The sequence below is a fragment of the Streptomyces sp. NBC_00252 genome, from assembly GCF_036187565.1.
Lineage (GTDB): Bacteria > Actinomycetota > Actinomycetes > Streptomycetales > Streptomycetaceae > Streptomyces.
The window spans coordinates 4,597,042-4,614,259 of sequence record NZ_CP108087.1 but is presented as its reverse complement, the minus strand read 5'-3'; the positions used below and the strand labels follow the sequence as shown (position 1 = coordinate 4,614,259).

The following is a 17,218-nucleotide window of genomic DNA, read 5'->3' as shown; positions in this document are numbered from 1 at the left end:
TGTGGCCTTCAATGGTGCCGTGCGGGTCGTGACGTGGAATCTGTGGTGGCGGTACGGGCCCTGGGAGGCCAGGCGGAAGGCGATTCTGGCCGTGCTGCGTGAACTGCGGCCCGATGTCGTCGGGTTGCAGGAAGTGTGGGACACACGGGACTCCGGCGGGGAGAACCTCGCCGGGTGGCTCGCCGGGGAACTCGGGATGCACTGGGCGTGGGGAGCCTCCCACGACCCCGGGTTCTGGCAGCGGCGGCTCGGCGACCCGGCCGTGGGCATCGGAAACGCCGTCCTCAGCCGCTGGCCCGTCGCCGAGCGGGCCGTCCTGCCACTGCCGCCCGGGGACGGCGACGGCGGCCGGCTCGCGCTGTACGCGGGGCTGGACGCGCCCGGCCACCGCGTCCCGTTCTTCACCGCCCACCTCTCCTCCGCCACCGCCGCCTCGGCCGTACGGTGCCAACAGGTCACCGCGCTCGCGGAGTTCGTCGCAGAGCGGCGCGGGGACGGGCCCTTCCCGCCCGTCGTCACCGGTGACTTCAACGCCTGGCCGGACTCGGACGAGGTGCGGCTGTTCGGCGGGTACAGGACCGCGCCGCCCGTGCCCGGCCACGTCCTGATCGACGCCTGGGACTTCGCCGAACCCGGGGCGCCCTCGGCCACCTGGGACCTCCAGAACCCGTACGTCGCGGGCACGTTCGGGCCGGGCGTCCGCGTCGACTACGTCTTCGTGGCACCGACCGGGCGCGGCGGCCTCGGGCACGTACGGGGCGTACGGCGGGCGGGGGACGGGCCGGTCGGCGGGGTGTGGCCGACCGACCACGCGGCCGTCGTCGTGGACCTGAGCGACGAACCGACCGTGGATTCCGCCTGGTTCAGCGGACCGGGTCGCCCAGGAAGATCGGGTTCGTGAGCGCGGCCAGGGCACCCGGCAGCGGCCCCGCCGCCACCTCGTGCCGCACCTCCGCGCGTACGTAGGCCGCGTAGGCCGGGGTGGTGTGCCACTCCACGACGCCCGCGCCGCCGACCGGAAGGGGATCGCTGGTGAGGAGGACCCCCTGGTCGGTGACGAGACGGACCGTGCAGCGCGGCGCGCCGGTGACCTCCAGCCGTACCGTGACCGGGGTGTCCGCGGCGACCCTCAACCGGTCCCCGATTCCCGCCTGTTGGGCCCGGCCGCCGGACGCGGTGAAGGCGAGGGAGACGTTCTTGGACTCGGCGATGTAGGAGTGCCCGGCGCGGATGCCGTCCTGGACGGCCTCGCGGGTCAGGTCGTCGGCCAGCACCACGGTCTGGGGCAGACCGACGACGTCCGGGTCGCGGTGGGCGTCGCTGTTGCCCATCGCCGGAAGCCACTCCCGGTTCTCCCGCACGGACGCCACCAGCGTCGCGTCCCAGGAGGCGAGGGCGATCTCGTCGTCGGGCGTGTAGGGGCCGTTCCACACCTCGACGGCGTCCGCCTCGCCGAAGCCGAACTTCCAGGCGCAGCCGATGCAGGTGGCGTGCGGATGGGCGGGCACGACCAGGCCGCCCGCCCGCCGGATCTCGCGGGCGTACTTGCCGAAGCGGTTGTCGCGGGCCCGGTAGCGCCAGTCGACGAAGGTGCCGGGCTCGGTGCCGAGGGCGACGACGTGACCGTTGCGGGTGGTGATCTCCTCGCCCAGCATGATCAGCAGGTCGTCACCCGCCTCCGGGGCCCAATGGGGGTGCGAGGACGGGGTGTTGTGGTCCGAGGTGTTGATGAAGTCCAGGCCCGCCGCGCGCGCCAGCGCCGCGATCTCGGCGGGGGTGCGGCGGCCGTCGGAGTACCAGGAGTGCAGATGGCAGTCGCCCCGGTACCAGTCCCGCCCGCGCCCCTTCGCCCGCTCCGGCGGGTACACCGGCCGGGGTGCGGCACCCGGTGTGCCGTAGGTGAGCGTGATCGTCAGCTCGTACGCCAGGCCCTGTGGGGAGACCGTGTACGGGCCCAGCGCGATGTGCCAGGTGCCGGCGTGCACCGGGCCGGGGAGGTAGCCGGGCGTCGCGTCGTCGACGCGGAGGAAGAACTCCGTGCGGGCCCCGCCCGACCAGCCGCGGAAACCCCGGCCGCCGAGGTCCGTGCCGCGCTGGTCGAAGATGCCGATGTCGAGGGCGTTGCCCTGGGTGCCGGCCGGGACGGACGGTCTGTCGTACGTGTACGCCACCTTCAGCTCGCGGACCCCCGCGGGGACCTCCACCGGCACGTACACGTAGTCGGGCGAGCCGGTCGGGAGGGTGCCCCGTACCGTCCGGCTCTCCTGGTCGCCGTCTGCCGCGGCCGCGGCGCCGCTCGCGAAGGTCACGCTTCCCAACGTAAGCGCGGCGGCGGCGCCCGTCACGATCAGCGCGCGCCGGTTGATGCCGTTTCCGTGATCGTCGTCGCACATGCTGCTGCTCCCGGGGTGTCGTGAGTGACAGGGATGGCGTGTACGACTCTGATAGTCGGCTGTGAACTCCCGTGCAAGCACAGGGAATCGGCGGGTGTCGGGAAACCGGAGTCGGCATGGGGCGGAGCCGGGGCGGGATTGCCTCCGGTCGAAGCGCCGTGGAGAACCTGCGGGCCGGTGGGGGCTTGTCGCGCAGTTCCCCGCGCCCCTTACGAGGCATGGGTGCCCCACTGTCAGTGACACCGTGTAACGACTGCCCGGCAGGAACGAATCGGCCGCCCCTCTTTGGCCTGATCAGAGCGATCGTATGCTCGAAGGATGACGACTCCCGCGAGCTCCGGAACCGGCCCGACCGAGAACTCCATGCGTCGCGCCCTCAAACGCGCCCGTGACGGCGTGGCCCTCGACGTCACGGAGGCCGCGGTGCTGCTCCAGGCGCGCGGCGAGGCCCTCGACGACCTCACCGCGTCCGCCGCCCGGGTGCGGGACGCGGGCCTGGAGACGGCCGGCCGCCCCGGCGTGATCACGTACTCGAAGAGCGTCTTCATCCCCCTCACCCGCCTGTGCCGTGACAAGTGCCACTACTGCACGTTCGTCACGGTCCCCGGCAAGCTCCGCCGCGCCGGCCACGGCATGTTCATGTCCCCGGACGAGGTCCTCGACATCGCGCGCAAGGGCGCCGAACTCGGGTGCAAGGAAGCCCTGATCACCCTCGGCGACAAGCCCGAGGACCGCTGGCCGGAGGCGCGCGAGTGGCTCGACGCGCACGGCTACGACGACACCATCGCGTACGTCCGCGCCATCTCGATCCGCATCCTGGAGGAGACGGGCCTGCTCCCGCACCTCAACCCCGGGGTGATGACCTGGACGGACTTCCAGCGCCTCAAGCCCGTCGCCCCGTCCATGGGCATGATGCTGGAGACGACCGCGACCCGCCTCTGGTCCGAGCCCGGCGGCCCGCACCACGGCTCCCCGGACAAGGAACCTGCCGTACGGCTGCGGGTGTTGGAGGACGCGGGCCGGTCCTCGGTCCCCTTCACGTCCGGCATTCTGATCGGCATCGGCGAGACCTACGAGGAGCGCGCGGACTCCCTCTTCGCGCTGCGCAAGGTGTCCCGTTCGTACCACGGCATCCAGGAACTGATCATCCAGAACTTCCGCGCCAAGCCGGACACCGCGATGCGCGGGATGCCGGACGCGGAGCTGGACGAACTGGTCGCCACGGTCGCGGTGGCCCGGCACATCATGGGCCCGGCGGCCTGCATCCAGGCGCCCCCCAACCTCGTGGACTCCGAGTACAAGCGCCTGATCGGCGCGGGCATCGACGACTGGGGCGGGGTCTCTCCCCTCACCATCGACCACGTGAACCCCGAACGCCCCTGGCCCCAGATCGAGTTGCTGCGCGAGCAGTCGGCGGAGGCGGGCTTCGAACTCCGCGAACGCCTCTGCGTGTACCCCGAGTTCGTGGGCCGCGGCGAACCCTGGCTGGACCCGCGGCTGCTGCCGCACGTACGGGCCCTGGCGGACCCGGAGACGGGCCTGGCGCGCGAGGACGCGACGGTGGAGGGGCACCCCTGGCAGGAGCCCGAGGAGGCCTTCGTGGCGACCGGCCGCACGGACCTCCACACCACGATCGACACGGAGGGCCGCACGTCCGACCGCCGTGACGACTTCGACGAGGTCTACGGCGACTGGGGCGCCCTGCGCGAGGCGGCGGCCCCCGGCATGGTCCCCGAGCGCATCGACACGGACGTACGCCAGGCCCTGGCCACGGCGGCCGACGACCCCACCAGGCTGACCGACGCGGAGGCGCTGGCGCTGCTGCACGCGGACGGCCCGGCGCTGGACGCGCTGACGCGGATCGCGGACGACGTGCGGAAGTCGGCGGTCGGGGACGACGTGACGTACATCGTCACGCGGAACATCAACTTCACCAACGTCTGCTACACGGGCTGCCGCTTCTGCGCCTTCGCGCAGCGCCGTACGGACGCGGACGCGTACACGCTCTCCCTCGACCAGGTGGCGGACCGGGCCCAACAGGCCTGGGAGGTCGGGGCAGTCGAGGTCTGCATGCAGGGCGGCATCCACCCCGACCTGCCCGGCACGGCGTACTTCGACATCGCGAAGGCGGTCAAGGAGCGCGTCCCCGGCATGCACGTCCACGCGTTCTCCCCGATGGAGGTGGTCAACGGCGCGACGCGCACGGGCATGTCCATCCGCGAGTGGCTGATCGCGGCGAAGGAAGCGGGCCTGAACTCGATCCCCGGCACGGCCGCGGAGATCCTGGACGACGAGGTCCGCTGGGTCCTGACGAAGGGCAAGCTGCCGACGGCGACCTGGATCGAAGTGGTCACCACGGCCCACGAGTTGGGCATCCGTTCCTCGTCGACGATGATGTACGGCCATGTCGACCAGCCGCGCCACTGGCTGGGGCACCTCCGCACCCTGGCGGGCATCCAGCAACGCACGGGCGGCTTCACGGAGTTCGTGACGCTGCCGTTCATCCACACGAACGCGCCGGTGTACTTGGCGGGAATCGCGAGGCCGGGCCCGACGATGAGGGACAACAGGGCGGTGGTAGCCATGGCGAGGCTGTTGCTCCACCCCCACATCCCCAACATCCAGACGAGCTGGGTGAAGCTCGGCTCGGAGGGTGCGGCGGAGATGCTGCGCTCCGGGGCGAACGACCTCGGCGGCACGCTGATGGAGGAGACGATCTCCCGGATGGCGGGCTCGTCGTACGGCTCGTACAAGTCGGTGCGGGACCTGGTGGCCGTGGCGGAACTGGCGGGCAGGCCGGCGAAGCCGCGCACCACGCTCTACGGCGAGGTGCCGGAGGAGCGGCAGCGGGCCGCCGCCGTCTCGGACGGGCATCTGCCGGAGCTGCTGCCGGTGCTCGACTGAGCGGACGGAGCCGTGGACGGGCGACACGGTGATCGACGGGGGGCCGGTACGATGATCCGACCCCTGTTCGATCGGAACGCGGGAGCTGTGTGTAGCTGAGGAGATGCGTGCCCGTGCCTGCCTCCAAGGTCTGGGTGACCGGTCTGACGGCGGGAGCGATCGCCGCGGTCACGGTCCTGGCCGTCCAGGCCAACAAGGGGCCGCACCCGAAGGCGTCCGCCGCCCGCCCGAGCGCGTCGGCGTCCGCGCACGCCTCCACGTCCCCCAAACCGCACGCGACGGCCGCCGCCGGGGTCCCCGCCGACTCCGGCACCGGCCGCCGCATCGTCTACGGGGTGGGCGAGAAACGGGTGTGGCTGGTCGACGCGAGCGACAAGGCGGGCCGTACGTTCACGGTCTGGCCGGGCACGGTGAGCCCCGACCCGGGCACCTACACGGTGTCGGTCCGCAAGGACGCCACGACGGGCTCCGACGGCGTCCAGATCGAGAACATCGTCTACTTCGCCACCAAGTCCGGCCTCAACATCGCCTTCTCCAACGCGGTCGACGGCTCCTCGCCCCCACCGGCGGCGGCGGGCAAGCAGACGGGCGGCGTCCGCATGGCCAAGGCGGACGGCGCGGCGCTGTGGGCCTTCGGCACGACCAGCACGAAGGTCATCGTGGTCAAGTAGCGGACCGCTCGCCGGTCAGCTGCACGACGACCAGCACGACCCCGCTCAACAGGAACACCCGCGTCGCCGCGTCCAGCCCGTTCCAGTCCTTCGACTGCCACATCGCGAACCACTCACCCCCGACCGCGATGAACCCGGCCCCGAACAACACCATGAGCATGAGCAGCCCGTACGTGGACACCCGCCGCGCCCGCCCGTCGTCCCGCCGCACCCACAACCAGGTCCCGTGGACGAGCACCAGCGCGGCAACGGTCTCCCACACGATGATCACGACATAGGCGGCGTCCTGCAGCCCCCTGCTGGTCACCGCCCGCCACATCAGATCGTCGTCCTTGAACGTCGTGTCCATGGCCAGCACATGCCGCACGAACTGCTGATTCGTCCCGAAGTCGGTGATGTTCCCGAAGGCGACGAGGGCGATGTAGAGGGCGACGGTGGCAGTGAGGAGGGTGGCGGCGAGTGTCGCCGCGGTGCGGGGGGTAGAGGCGCTCATGACAGGTTCTTTCCCTGTGCGGGCGGGCTGAAGAGGCGCTCCACCCCTCAACCCACCGTCCCCGTTCGATTACAGTGCTGAGCTGACTCGTACGTACGAACGGCACTGTGAGGGGGCTTTGGTGAGTACGGCAGCCGGGGCCGTCTGGGGGCGGGTGGAGCAGCAGGATTTTCGGAGTCGGGTGCGGGGGACGTTGCTGGGGGCCGCCGTGGGGGACGCGTTGGGGGCGCCCGTCGATCTGTTGGCGATGGATGAGATCCGGGAGGCCTACGGGGCCGAGGGGGTCGTGGATCTCGCCTTCGGGTTCGGGCGGCGTGGGGGCGTCACTCATCTCACGCAGCTCAGTCTGTTCAGTGTGGACGGGTTGATCCGGGCCCAGGTGCGGAGAGACACCGGGGCCTGGCATCCGCCTACCGATCTGCATCGGGCCTATCTGCGGTGGGCCGCCACCCAGCACGACTGGGGGCCCGATGAGCGTCGTAAGGACGACGGGTGGCTCGCGCGGGAGGAGTGGCTCTACGCGCGGCGGGAGCCTACTCGGGCTTGTCTGCTGGGGTTCGGCGATGAGCGGATGGGGACGCTGGACGCGCCCAAGAATCCGGGGGAGGCGGGCGGGGAGGCCGCCGCTCGGTCCGCGCCCTTCGGGCTGCTCGTGGGGTGGGAGCCCCAGTTGGTGATGCAGCTCGCCGTGGAGTGTGCGGCGCAGACCCATGGGCATCCCGTGGGGTATCTCGCCGCCGGGGCCTACGCCGTCGTCGTGCATGGACTCGCCCGGGGCGAGAGTCTCGACGCCGCCGTGCAGCGGGCCCTCGCGCTGCTCGCCGCCCGGCCCGGTCACCCGCCCGTCTCCGACGGTCTGCAGCGTGCCCTCGGCGCCGTACGGCAGGGGATGCCCACCTCGGGGCGGGTCGAGGAACTGGTGGGGGAGGGGACCGCGGAGGGCGTGCTCGCCGGGTCCGTCTACTGCGCGCTCGTCGGTGAGGACGTACGGCACGGGCTGTGTCTGGCCGTGAACCACGGCGGGCCGTCCGGTGTCGTCGGCGCGCTCACCGGCGGCCTGCTCGGGGCGCTGCACGGCGAGACGGCCCTCCCGCCGGCCTGGCTGGCCGAACTGGAGGGCCGTCCCACGTTGCTCGTGCTGGCCGACGACTTCGCGGTGGAGATGACCCAGGGACCCGCGTTGCACGGGCCCGCCGGATCGTCCCCGGGCTGGATCGCCCGCTATCCGCGGGGTGCCTGAGTCCTACGACTGGCTGCCTACGACGTCGTCGCCCGCGCCCGCCTGGGCCTGCGCCGGTACCGCCACCGCGGCCGCCTCCCCGTCGTCGTCCCCGCCTCCGTTGATCTTCTCGATCAGCGCGTCCCGCTCCGGGGTGTCCTCCGGCTTCACATAGCCGATGAGGATGTAGAGGACGAGGGAGACCGCGAGCGGGATCGACACCTGGTACTGGAGCGGGACCCCGCCGTCGACCTCCCAGTTGATGGGGTAGTTGACCAGCCAGAAGGCGAACAGGCCCGCCGCCCAGCTGGTGAGGGCCGCCGTGGGACCGGACTTGCGGAACGGGCGGAGCAGACCCAGCATCATCGGGATCGCGATGGGGCCCATCAGACCGGCGACCCACTTGATGACGACGGTGATGATGTCCTTGAACGTGGGCGAGTTGACCTGGGTGGCCACCGCCATGGACAGGCCGAGGAAGACGACCGTGGTGACGCGGGCCGCGATGAGCCCCGAACGGTCGTTCCACGCACGGGCCCTGGCCGACACGACCGGTGCCACGTCCCGGGTGAAGACGGCCGCGATCGCGTTGGCGTCGGAGGAGCACATGGCCATCGTGTGCGAGAAGAAGCCGACGACCACCAGCCCCAACAGGCCGTGCGGGAGCAGCTGTTCGGTCATCAGGCCGTAGGAGTCGGAGCCGTCCGGCTTCTGCGCGTGGACCAGGAGCGGTGACATCCACATCGGGAAGAACAGGACCGTCGGCCAGATCAGCCACAGCGCCGCCGACAGCCGGGCCGAACGCTCCGCCTCGTAGGGGCTCTTGGTGGCCATGTACCGCTGGGCCTGGTTCAGCATGCCGCCGTTGTACTCGAAGAGCTTGATGAAGAGGAACGCGAGGAGGAACACCGTGCCGTAGGGGCCGACGAGCGGTTTGCCGTGGCCCTGGAGCGCGGGTTCGTCCCAGGCGCCGAGGAAGCCGATGCCCTTGTCGTTCAGCTTCAGTACGACGGCCACGAACATGGAGACGCCGGCCAGCAACTGGATGATGAACTGGCCGAGTTCGGTCAGCGCGTCCGCCCAGAGGCCGCCGATCGTGCAGTAGACGGCGGTGATCGCGCCGGTGATGAGGATGCCCTGGTTCAGGGACACACCGGTGAAGACGGACAACAGGGTGGCGATGGCAGCCCACTTGGCCGCCACGTCCACGATCTTCAGCAGCATCCCGGACCAGGCGAGCGCCTGCTGGGTCTTGAGGTTGTAGCGGTTCTTCAAGTACTCGAGCGGGGACGCCACATGGAGCCGTGAGCGCAGCCGGTTGATGCGCGGCGCGAACAGCTTGGAGCCGATCGCGATGCCCAGCGCGATCGGGAACGACCACGTGATGAACGACGTGACGCCATAGGTGTAGGCGATGCCCGCGTAGCCGGTGAACATCACCGCGCTGTAGCCCGACATGTGGTGCGAGATGCCGGAGAGCCACCACGGCATCTTCCCGCCGGCCGTGAAGAAGTCGCTCACGTTGTCGACACGCTTGTGCGACCACACGCCGATCGCGACCATCACGCCGAAATAGCCGATGAGCACGGCCCAGTCGAGCCCGTTCATATGTGCCCTCCCACGATTGAGCCGGTTCAGCCCGGGGCTCATCGTGGGCGGTCGCGCGTGAGCACGACAAGTAAGCGTGAGGTCAAGGGGGAGTAAAATCGTTCGGATTGATGTTCCGCGTTCACCTACATGAACTCATCGCATCAGCTCCCCCGCGTTGACCAGCAACGACTGACCCGTGATCGCCCGCGCCCGGTCCGACGCCAGGAACACCGCCGCGTCCGCCACATCCCCGTCCGTCGCCAGCTCCGGCAGCGCCATCCGGTCGGACAGCCGCTTCAGCACCTCCGCCTCCGGGACCTGCTCCGCGTGCGCCGTGAACTGCACGTACGCCTCCACCGGCGGCCCCCACATCCACCCCGGCAGCACGGTGTTCACCCGGATCCGATACGGCCCCAACTCCCTTGCCAGCGAGTACATCGCGCTCGTCAGCGCCCCCTTCGACGCCGCGTACGCCGCCTGCCGGACCTGCGAGGGCGCGGCCACGGCCGACTGCGTCCCGATGAACACGACCGAGCCGCCGCCCACCTCCTTCAGTGCCGGCAGACAGGCCCGCGTCATCTTCAGTGTTCCCAGCAGATTCACCCCGACCACGGACTCCCAGGTCGCGAAGTCCGCGTCCTCGACCCCGCCGAAGTAGCTGTCCCACGCGGCCACTTGGACCACCGCGTCGACCCGCCCGAACCGCTCCCGCGCCACCGCCACCAGCGCCTCGCACTGGCCCTCGTCCGTGATGTCCGTCGCCCGGTACGCCGTGTGCGACCCGTCCGGATCGATCTCGGCGGCCGACTTGGCGAGATTCGCCTCCGTGCGCGCCCCGAGGACGGCGTTCCCCCCGTCCCGTACGACGGCGGCGGCGACCTGGTGGCCGAGTCCCGCCCCGACCCCCGAGACGACGACGGTCTTGCCCGCGAGCAGCGACATCCGATCCCTCCCGGGGTCTGGCGATTTATCTGACGGGGCGTCAGAGTATGGGCGACCGGCGGAGGACGGAAGGGGAGCGACGTGAGCGAGGAAACCCGGAGCGACGTGTACGCCGAACTGGCCGCCGTGGGACCGTACGGAGTCCGGCCGGGGCATGCGCTGATCACCATGGTCGAGCCGCATCCCGGCCACGAGTACGCCTACAACCGCTGGTACGAGGACGACCACTACTACGCGGGCGCGATGGCCATGCCCTGGATGTACGCGGGCCGCCGCTGGGTCGCCACCCGGGACCTCCAACTCCTGCGGTATCCCGAGAAGTCGGCGATCGCGCAGCCCGTCACCGCCGGCTGCTACCTCTCCACGTACTGGGTCACCGAGGGCCGCTACGACGACCACATGAAGTGGACCGTCGGCATCAACAAACGGCTGAATCGGGACGGCCGCGTCTATCAGGACCGTACGCACGTCTTCACCGCGTTCCAGGACCGCGAGGCGACCGTGTACCGGGACGGCGCGGCGGGACCCCGGGACTTCCACGCCCTCGACCACCCTTACGCCGGGCTGGTGTTGGAGGTCGTCGACAGTGAATCGGCCGAGCGGCGCGCCGAGTTGCTGGAGTGGCTCCGCTCCCGCCACCTGCCCAAACGGCTCGCCGGGTCACCGGCCGCGATGGTGACCGTCTTCCGGCCGACCCCGCTGCCGGGCGACCGCATGACCTACGTCAAGCAGGTCGAAGGGGTCGACACCCGGCTCACGCTGCTGTGGTTCCTGGAGGCCGATCCGCGCGACTGCTGGGAGGAGCACTTCGCGGACCTCGAAGCGCCGGTGGCCGAATCCGGCCTGGGACGCGTGGAGTTGGTGGCACCCTTCATCCCCACGGTCCCGGGCACGGACAAGTACGTCGACCGGCTGCGCTGACTACTTCAGCTCGTCAGGACAGGGAGTGCCCCGGGGCAACTGGTACGGCGCCGCCAGCCGGTACGTCCCCGTCTTCGGTGCGAGCAGCATCGTCCACTTGTCGCCCTTGGAGTCCTCCTCCGTCTCCATCAGGCAGCCGTTGAGGTTGTCGAACGTCTTCGGCGTGCCCTCGGCGCGGTGCTTGGACGCGTCGGTCTCCTGCGGGGGCTTGAGGCTCTTGCCCTTCGCGTCGACGATGCTCAGCCACGGCGAGTACGGGATACGGATGAGGATCCGCCCCTTCTTCCTCACCTCGATGGTCAACTCGCCCTGCTCCGCCCGGTCCACGACCGAGTTCGGCTCGGCGAGCGGCGTCGGGTCGGTGACCTGGAACAGTTGCCAGTTCGTGTCGCCCCAGACCTGCTTCAGATACGGCATCCCGCGCTGGACCAGGGCCCGTTCGCGCTCGCCGCCGTCGCCGTCCAGCTTGTCCTTCGGCAGCACGACGTAGTGCACGGCCCAGCGCTGGAGCCACTCGTGGTAGTTCGCCGAGTTGAGGGTGTCGTCGTAGAAGAGGGGGTTGCGCTCCATGTCGGCCTGGCGGTTCCAGCCGCGGGCCAGGTTGACGTACGGCGCGAGCGCGGAGGCCTCGATGTGGGACGCGGCCGGGACGACCTCGACGCGGCCGCGCTCGGCGCCCACGGTCTGGAGTTCGTTGACCAGCGGCGCGAGCTCGTGCGACCAGGACGCGGCCGGGGCGGTGTTGACGACGTCGTCTATCGACTTGAAGCCGATCCAGCCGTTGAAGCCGACGAAGGCCAGCGCGATGGCGTACCACTTGCGGGACCGCGGCACCGCGAACGGCAGCGCGGCGATCAGGGCCACGCCCGCGAACAGCATCGCCAGCCGGCTTATGTTCGAGCCGATCTGCGAACTGACCAGCCAGACGAGGATGACACCGATGCTGTACACGGCCGCCGTGATCCGTACGGTCGTCCACTCGCGCGGCACCAGGAAGTAGACCAGGACCCCGGAGATCAGCGGCAGGATCATCGAGCCGAACAGCATCGGCTGCGTGCCCGAGAACGGGAACAGCCACGCGGACACGGCCACCACCGCGGCGGGAGCGAGGCCGAGAGCCCACGCGCCGGGGCGCCGCTTCTGCAGGAACAGGGCCACCGCGACCAGGCCGACGAACAACCCGGCCACCGGCGAGGACATCGTCGCGAGCGCCGCCAGCGGGGCCGCGCACAGGGCCTTCGCCCAGCGTTTGTAGCGCCAGCGGTAGGGCCAGCAGAAGACGACGGCCACCGCGCCGAGCCCGAAGACCAGACCGAGGCCGTACGTCACCCGGCCCGACGCCGCGTTGCACAGCAGCGCGAAGACGCCCGCGAGCGAGGCCCACAGCGGGTTCTTCACCGAGCGGCTGCGGATCAGGATCATGGTGAGCAGGCCCGCCGAGATGGTCCCGGCGATCATCATCGTCGTCCGCACGCCGAGGACCGACATGAGGTACGGCGAGACCACGCTGTACGACACCGGGTGCATGCCGCCGTACCAGGCGAGGTTGTACGCCGAGTCCGGATGGCGGCCGACGAACTCCGCCCACGCGTCCTGCGCCGCGAGGTCCCCGCCGCTGTTCGCGAACGTGAAGAACCACGCGACGTGCAGGACACCGGAGAGAAGCGTGAAGCCGATCACCGGGTGCCGGAGGAAAGGGGCACGGAGACGGTCGACGAACCGCGTCAGGCGGGTGTCGCCGTCGCGGGCCGCGCCGTCGTCCGTGGGCTGGGCGCAGGCTGCCGCGTCATCTGCCGCGGCGGGCGCGGGCAGGCGTATTCGCGGGCCGGTTCCCGGGCCCGGATCGGCATCGTCGGCGCGTGTCGGCTCCGCAGTGGCCACCTGAAGGCACTCCCCGTGTCCCGTCTTCTGTTCTCGGCCGCGTCCTGTCCCGTTCCCGGCCTGTTCGACGCCGCGTCTCCCCGACCGGCGACCTGCCCCGATTCGCGACGCTAGCACGCACCCCGCCGACGGGCTCCCGGGTGGGTGCCCGCCTGACGGGGTGCGGTGACGTACATCGCCTCGTGGGTCAGCCGAGACGGGTCAGCTTGGACGTCAAGGCCGGTTCCGCGAGATCCTTCTGCAGGGCGACCGGCACCTTGACCGCGCCGCCCGAACCGTCGCCCACGGTGAGCGTGCCCACCTTGGTGCCGGCCTTCGCGGTGTGCGGTACGTCGTCGGCCGCGAAGGACAGCTTCACCTTCAGGCCGGCCCAGCCGACCGCCGCGACGTCCTTGGTGACGACGACCGGGGTGTGACCGCCGAGCTGGTCGTCCACGTACCCGACCACGGTCCCCTTCTTCAGGATCTTCGCCGAGGTCATCGCGTCCTGCGCCCCGAGCATCGCCGTCTTGCTGACCGCGTTGACCGTGTCGATGATCGGCGCGGTGTGCTGGCCGAGGATCGCGCCCACGATGACGGCCGTCTCACCGCCGACCTCCTTGGTGGCGGCGAAGAGCAGGTTGCCGCCGGCCGCGGTGGTGGTGCCGGTCTTGATGCCGAGCGAGTTGTTGTACGGCACCAGGCGGTTGTAGTTGGTCCACTTGTGACCGGACGGGTCGACCCAGCTCGGCAGCTTCGTGATGTCCATCAGCGCCGGGATCTTCACCAGCTCGTTGCCCAGCTTCACCTGGTCCTCGGCGGAGGAGACGGTGGTCTCCTTCAGGCCCGAGGCGTCGGTGTACGTCGTGTTCGTCATCCCGAGTTCCTTGGCGGTGGCGTTCATCTTCTTGATGAACGCCGCCTCGGTGCCCGCGTCCCAGCGGGCCAGCAGACGCGCGATGTTGTTCGCCGACGGGATCATGATCGCCGAGAGGGCCTGCTTCTCGGTGAGGACGTCACCCGCCTTCACGGTGTTGAGCGTGGACTCGCCGTCCTTGTCGTAGCCGCCCTCCTTCTCGGCGGTCGCGTCGACGGTGATCTTCTCGCCCTCCGTGCCCGCCTTCAGGGGGTGGTCCTTGAGGACGATGTACGCGGTCATCGCCTTCGCGACCGAGCCGATGGCGACCGGGGTCTGCTTGCCGAAGTTGCCCATCGTGCCGATGCCGTTGACGTCCATCCAGCCCTGGCCCTCGGTGGGCCACGGGAGGTTCGCCTTGCTGCCGTCGAAGGTGTACGAGTCCTCGGCGGTCAGGGTGAGGGACGGGGTCGGCAGCGGGCGTACAGCCTGTACTACTGCAAACACGATCGCCAGGAGGATGACCAGGGGGGTCCAGATCTTGACCCTGCGGACCGCTGTGCGGACCGGGGTCTCCGGGGGTGGCGGGGTGTTGGTCAGTTCGGCGAGGAGGTCCAGCGGGGGCTTCGGGGGGAGCGGTTGCTGGGTGGTGTGCTCCGGGCCCACGTGGGGGACGGGGCGGGTGGCGTCCTTGGGGGGTGTGTCTCTGCGGGGGGTGCGGGGCTCGTCGAGGGGCTTGAGGGCGACGAACTTGCTGGTGCGCTCGGGGGCGGACTCGGGGGTCTTGGGGGGCTTTGTCGCGCCGCCCAGTTTGAGCATGGTGGTGGGCTGGTCGACCTCGGGCTTGGGGGGTCGAACGGCCTTGAAGACGGTGGTGGGGTGGTCGAGGGCCTCGGCCTCGGCTTCGCCCTCGGCCGTTTCCGGTTTCCCACCCGCACCGCCCGTGCGGGTCTCGTCGTCGGGTGCGGGTGGAGCCTGTGGGGCGTCCTCGCCGTCGGCGGCTCGCGGTTCGCTGTCGCCGCCGTCCGCGTCGCCTTCGGCTTCCGCGTCGACGTCCGGGGCCGCGTCGCCTTCGGGCTCGGCGTCCTCGGGCTTCGCGTCCTCGGGCTTCGCGTCCTCGGGCTTCGCGTCCTCGGGCTTCGCGTCGCCTTCGGCTTCCGCGTCGCCGTCCGTGTCCGTGCCCGCGTCGCCTTCGGCTTCCGCGTCCGTCTCGGCGTCGGCTTCCGCGGTCTTCGGGGCGGTGGCAGCGTCCGTGGCGGGGGTTGCCTTGGCCTCGGCGGTCCTCGGGTCGGGGGTTGCCTTGGCCGGGGAGGTGGCTGCGGGGGTGTCCGCCTTCGGGTCGGTCGCGTCGGCCGCGTCGGCCTTCCCGGCCTCGGCCGCAGCGGTCCCGTCCGTCTCCGGAACCGCGTCCTCGGGGTCGTCGGAGCCGGTGTCGGTGGCTTCCGTGGCCTTGTCCGCCGTGGAGGCGTCCTCGGCGTCGGCTGCCCGCTCGCCCTCGGTCACGTCGTCGTCGCTTCCGGGCTCGGCGGCAGACGCTTCGCCCTCGGTGGGCTCGTGAGCCGCCCCGGCGTCGCCGCTCGCGGCCTCTCCGGGCTTGCCGGCATCCCGGTCGGCCTCGGCCGCTACGGCGCCTTCGGCGTCCTCGGGATCATCCACGGCGGGTGCGGTCGCCGTAGCCTCGGCGTCCTCGCTCGTGGAGCTTTCACCCGCAGTCCCGGCGCGCTTCCCGGTTGCCTCGGTCGGCTCGGCGGTGTTCTCGGAGGTCCCGGCGTCGGCAACCCGGGCCGAGCCCTGGGCGTCCTCGTCCGTCATCTCGGACCCGGTCAACTCCCCGGCATCCTCGGAGACTTCCGCGTCGGCGGTCCGCTCGGAGGCCGTGGAATCCTTCTTCGCCGGAGTCTTCCCGTCCGCCGGCCCCTCGGTCCCGTCCGCAGACGTCACCCAGGCCGCCACGGCCGCCCGCAACCGCGCGTCGCCGGCCGTGCCGTCCTTGGCGGAAGGGTTCTGCTCATCGGCGCTCTCGGGGCTCTCGGGGGTCTCCGCGGACCCGGAGTCGGCCGAGTCGCCGGAGTCGCCGGACCCGGTCCCGGAGTCCGCATCCGTCCGCAGGTCCTTGATCGAGAAGACCTTCGTCGCCGTGTCCACACCCCCGCGGCGGTCCGCGGACGACGGCGAGGATGTCGGAGATGTCGCGTCATCTCGGGCCACCGCGAGCCGGGGGTCACGTTCACCCCGGGCCTCAGGAACCGGACTCGCGCTCCCCGGCGTCGGTTCTGCCGACGACTCGCGCTGCTTCGACCTGTCGGGGGACTCGCCCGCCACCGATGCCTCCTCCATGCGCCGCACGCTCCGCGTGCGTCAACCGAACCGACCGAGATAACCGAGTTGGTTACAAAAACAGCTGGAAAATCAGCTGGGAAATCTCTTACCCGCAGTCCGGACGACGCATCAACAACGCTGTCCGAACCATGTACCAGTGTCCTGTGTGCGGGCTTAACCCCACCGGTAGACGAGAACGACATACCTACCGGTTCCACTACGAAGCGGTCACGCACCCTCGACAAGCCAATGTGAGAGGGGTCACCCTGTCATTCATCCACGCGGGGAGGCATGGATGGGCAGGAGCCGCAGAACACTTCCGGAAGAGCTTCTGCTGCTGGCATTGGACCCGGCCACGGGTACCACTGCACAGCCGCAGTCGCTCGACCTCGGTCTGGCCGGAGCACAGCTAGTGGAGCTGGCGCTGGCCGGACGGATAGCCCCAGACGGGGATCGTATCGCCGTGGTGGTACCACGGCCGACCGGAGATCCGACTTTGGACTGCGCGTTGGAGTTGCTGCGAAGGCGTGGCGCTCCCGTGCGTGCAGTGAACTGGATTGGCGGGCCCCGACTGGGACTTCGCCAGACCTACCTCTCGCATCTCGAGCGGTGCGGCATGGTGCATGCCGTGGCGGGACAGATGTGCGGGGTGCTGCCGACGACTCGCTATCAGGCGACGGACAACGAGATCAGCCGCGAGATCAGGGGCCGACTCGATTCCGCGATCCGCACCGGTGTGCCACCGGACCCGCGGACGGCCGCGCTCGCCGCACTGGCGCACGCGGTCGGTCTGGGCAAGCACCTGTATCCGGGTAACGAGGGACGTTCGTCCCGCTCCCGGCTGCGGGACCTGATCAGGCACGACCCGATGGGCGGACTCGTGGCGCACGCCGTGATGGACGTCCAGAACGGAGTGGCGGCACAGCCACGCCGTAGCCCGGCCCCGGCCGGCCGTCAGGCCGCGCCCGGATCAAGGCCACCGGAACCGGCTCGTGGTGTTCCGATGCAGCCGCACCGCGGCACCATGGCGCGCGCCGTGGCTCACTGAGC

12 protein-coding genes are annotated in these 17,218 nt (G+C 70.6%); 6 read left to right on the top strand and 6 right to left on the bottom strand.

Translation table 11 applies throughout. The features are described from left to right. The first annotated feature begins 19 nt into the window (after positions 1-19). Positions 20-901, top strand: coding sequence for an endonuclease/exonuclease/phosphatase family protein (locus OHT77_RS19995; RefSeq protein ID WP_328829900.1), 882 nt, complete (start codon positions 20-22; stop codon positions 899-901). Here the strand turns inward: OHT77_RS19995 and OHT77_RS19990 are convergent. Further along, positions 864-2,393, bottom strand: coding sequence for a CehA/McbA family metallohydrolase (locus tag OHT77_RS19990; RefSeq protein WP_328829899.1), 1,530 nt, complete (start codon positions 2,391-2,393; stop codon positions 864-866). The two genes, OHT77_RS19995 and OHT77_RS19990, sit on opposite strands and share 38 nt — an antisense overlap. A gap of 318 nt (positions 2,394-2,711) precedes the next feature. Here OHT77_RS19990 and OHT77_RS19985 point away from each other — a divergent pair, with 318 nt between their 5' ends. Together OHT77_RS19985 and OHT77_RS19980 are read left to right on the top strand one after the other, a co-directional pair. Then, positions 2,712-5,297 carry a bifunctional FO biosynthesis protein CofGH gene (locus OHT77_RS19985; RefSeq protein ID WP_328829897.1) on the top strand — a complete coding sequence of 862 codons (2,586 nt, stop codon included), beginning with the start codon at positions 2,712-2,714 and terminating at the stop codon, positions 5,295-5,297. Positions 5,298-5,410: 113 nt separating this feature from the next. Next, entirely contained in the window at positions 5,411-5,968 is a 558-nt protein-coding gene (locus OHT77_RS19980) for a hypothetical protein (protein ID WP_328829896.1), read from the top strand. Here OHT77_RS19980 and OHT77_RS19975 read toward each other — a convergent pair. After that, on the bottom strand, positions 5,961-6,461 hold the full coding sequence (locus OHT77_RS19975; protein ID WP_328829894.1) for a DUF2165 domain-containing protein: 501 nt from the start codon (positions 6,459-6,461) through the stop codon (positions 5,961-5,963). The genes OHT77_RS19980 and OHT77_RS19975 overlap by 8 nt on opposite strands. Before the next feature lie 121 nt (positions 6,462-6,582). Here OHT77_RS19975 and OHT77_RS19970 point away from each other — a divergent pair, with 121 nt between their 5' ends. Next, positions 6,583-7,701: an ADP-ribosylglycohydrolase family protein gene (locus OHT77_RS19970; RefSeq protein ID WP_328829893.1), complete on the top strand. Its 1,119-nt coding sequence runs from the start codon at positions 6,583-6,585 to the stop codon at positions 7,699-7,701. Between the two features lie 3 nt (positions 7,702-7,704). On the opposite strand, the gene OHT77_RS19965 is transcribed toward OHT77_RS19970, so the two are convergent. Further along, the gene (locus OHT77_RS19965) at positions 7,705-9,288 is read right to left on the bottom strand and encodes a sodium:solute symporter family protein (RefSeq protein WP_328829891.1); all 1,584 of its coding nucleotides are present in this window, start codon (positions 9,286-9,288) and stop codon (positions 7,705-7,707) included. Positions 9,289-9,423: 135 nt separating this feature from the next. Continuing rightward, positions 9,424-10,212 (bottom strand): SDR family oxidoreductase, encoded by a 789-nt coding sequence (locus tag OHT77_RS19960; RefSeq protein WP_328829890.1) that lies wholly within the window; start codon positions 10,210-10,212, stop codon positions 9,424-9,426. A gap of 81 nt (positions 10,213-10,293) precedes the next feature. Between OHT77_RS19960 and OHT77_RS19955 the strand changes: the two genes are divergently transcribed. Beyond that, the gene (locus OHT77_RS19955; RefSeq protein WP_328829889.1) at positions 10,294-11,133 is read left to right on the top strand and encodes a hypothetical protein; all 840 of its coding nucleotides are present in this window, start codon (positions 10,294-10,296) and stop codon (positions 11,131-11,133) included. Here OHT77_RS19955 and OHT77_RS19950 read toward each other — a convergent pair whose 3' ends face one another. Next, entirely contained in the window at positions 11,134-13,014 is a 1,881-nt protein-coding gene (locus OHT77_RS19950) for an MFS transporter (protein ID WP_328829887.1), read from the bottom strand. It lies immediately after the preceding gene. Positions 13,015-13,201: 187 nt separating this feature from the next. After that, positions 13,202-15,994 (bottom strand): D-alanyl-D-alanine carboxypeptidase, encoded by a 2,793-nt coding sequence (locus OHT77_RS19945; protein ID WP_328829886.1) that lies wholly within the window; start codon positions 15,992-15,994, stop codon positions 13,202-13,204. 469 nt (positions 15,995-16,463) lie between these two features. Here OHT77_RS19945 and OHT77_RS19940 point away from each other — a divergent pair, with 469 nt between their 5' ends. Then, positions 16,464-17,216 (top strand): GOLPH3/VPS74 family protein, encoded by a 753-nt coding sequence (locus OHT77_RS19940; protein ID WP_026150485.1) that lies wholly within the window; start codon positions 16,464-16,466, stop codon positions 17,214-17,216. Positions 17,217-17,218 lie beyond the last annotated feature (2 nt).

Excerpts from the sequence above, each read along its gene's own strand:
- OHT77_RS19990 (WP_328829899.1), bottom strand. The coding sequence starts at position 2,393 with ATGTGCGACGACGATCACGGAAACGGCATCAACCGGCGCGCGCTGATC.
- OHT77_RS19985 (WP_328829897.1), top strand. The coding sequence starts at position 2,712 with ATGACGACTCCCGCGAGCTCCGGAACCGGCCCGACCGAGAACTCCATG.
- OHT77_RS19975 (WP_328829894.1), bottom strand. The coding sequence starts at position 6,461 with ATGAGCGCCTCTACCCCCCGCACCGCGGCGACACTCGCCGCCACCCTC.
- OHT77_RS19965 (WP_328829891.1), bottom strand. The coding sequence starts at position 9,288 with ATGAACGGGCTCGACTGGGCCGTGCTCATCGGCTATTTCGGCGTGATG.
- OHT77_RS19960 (WP_328829890.1), bottom strand. The coding sequence starts at position 10,212 with ATGTCGCTGCTCGCGGGCAAGACCGTCGTCGTCTCGGGGGTCGGGGCG.
- OHT77_RS19940 (WP_026150485.1), top strand. The coding sequence starts at position 16,464 with ATGGGCAGGAGCCGCAGAACACTTCCGGAAGAGCTTCTGCTGCTGGCA.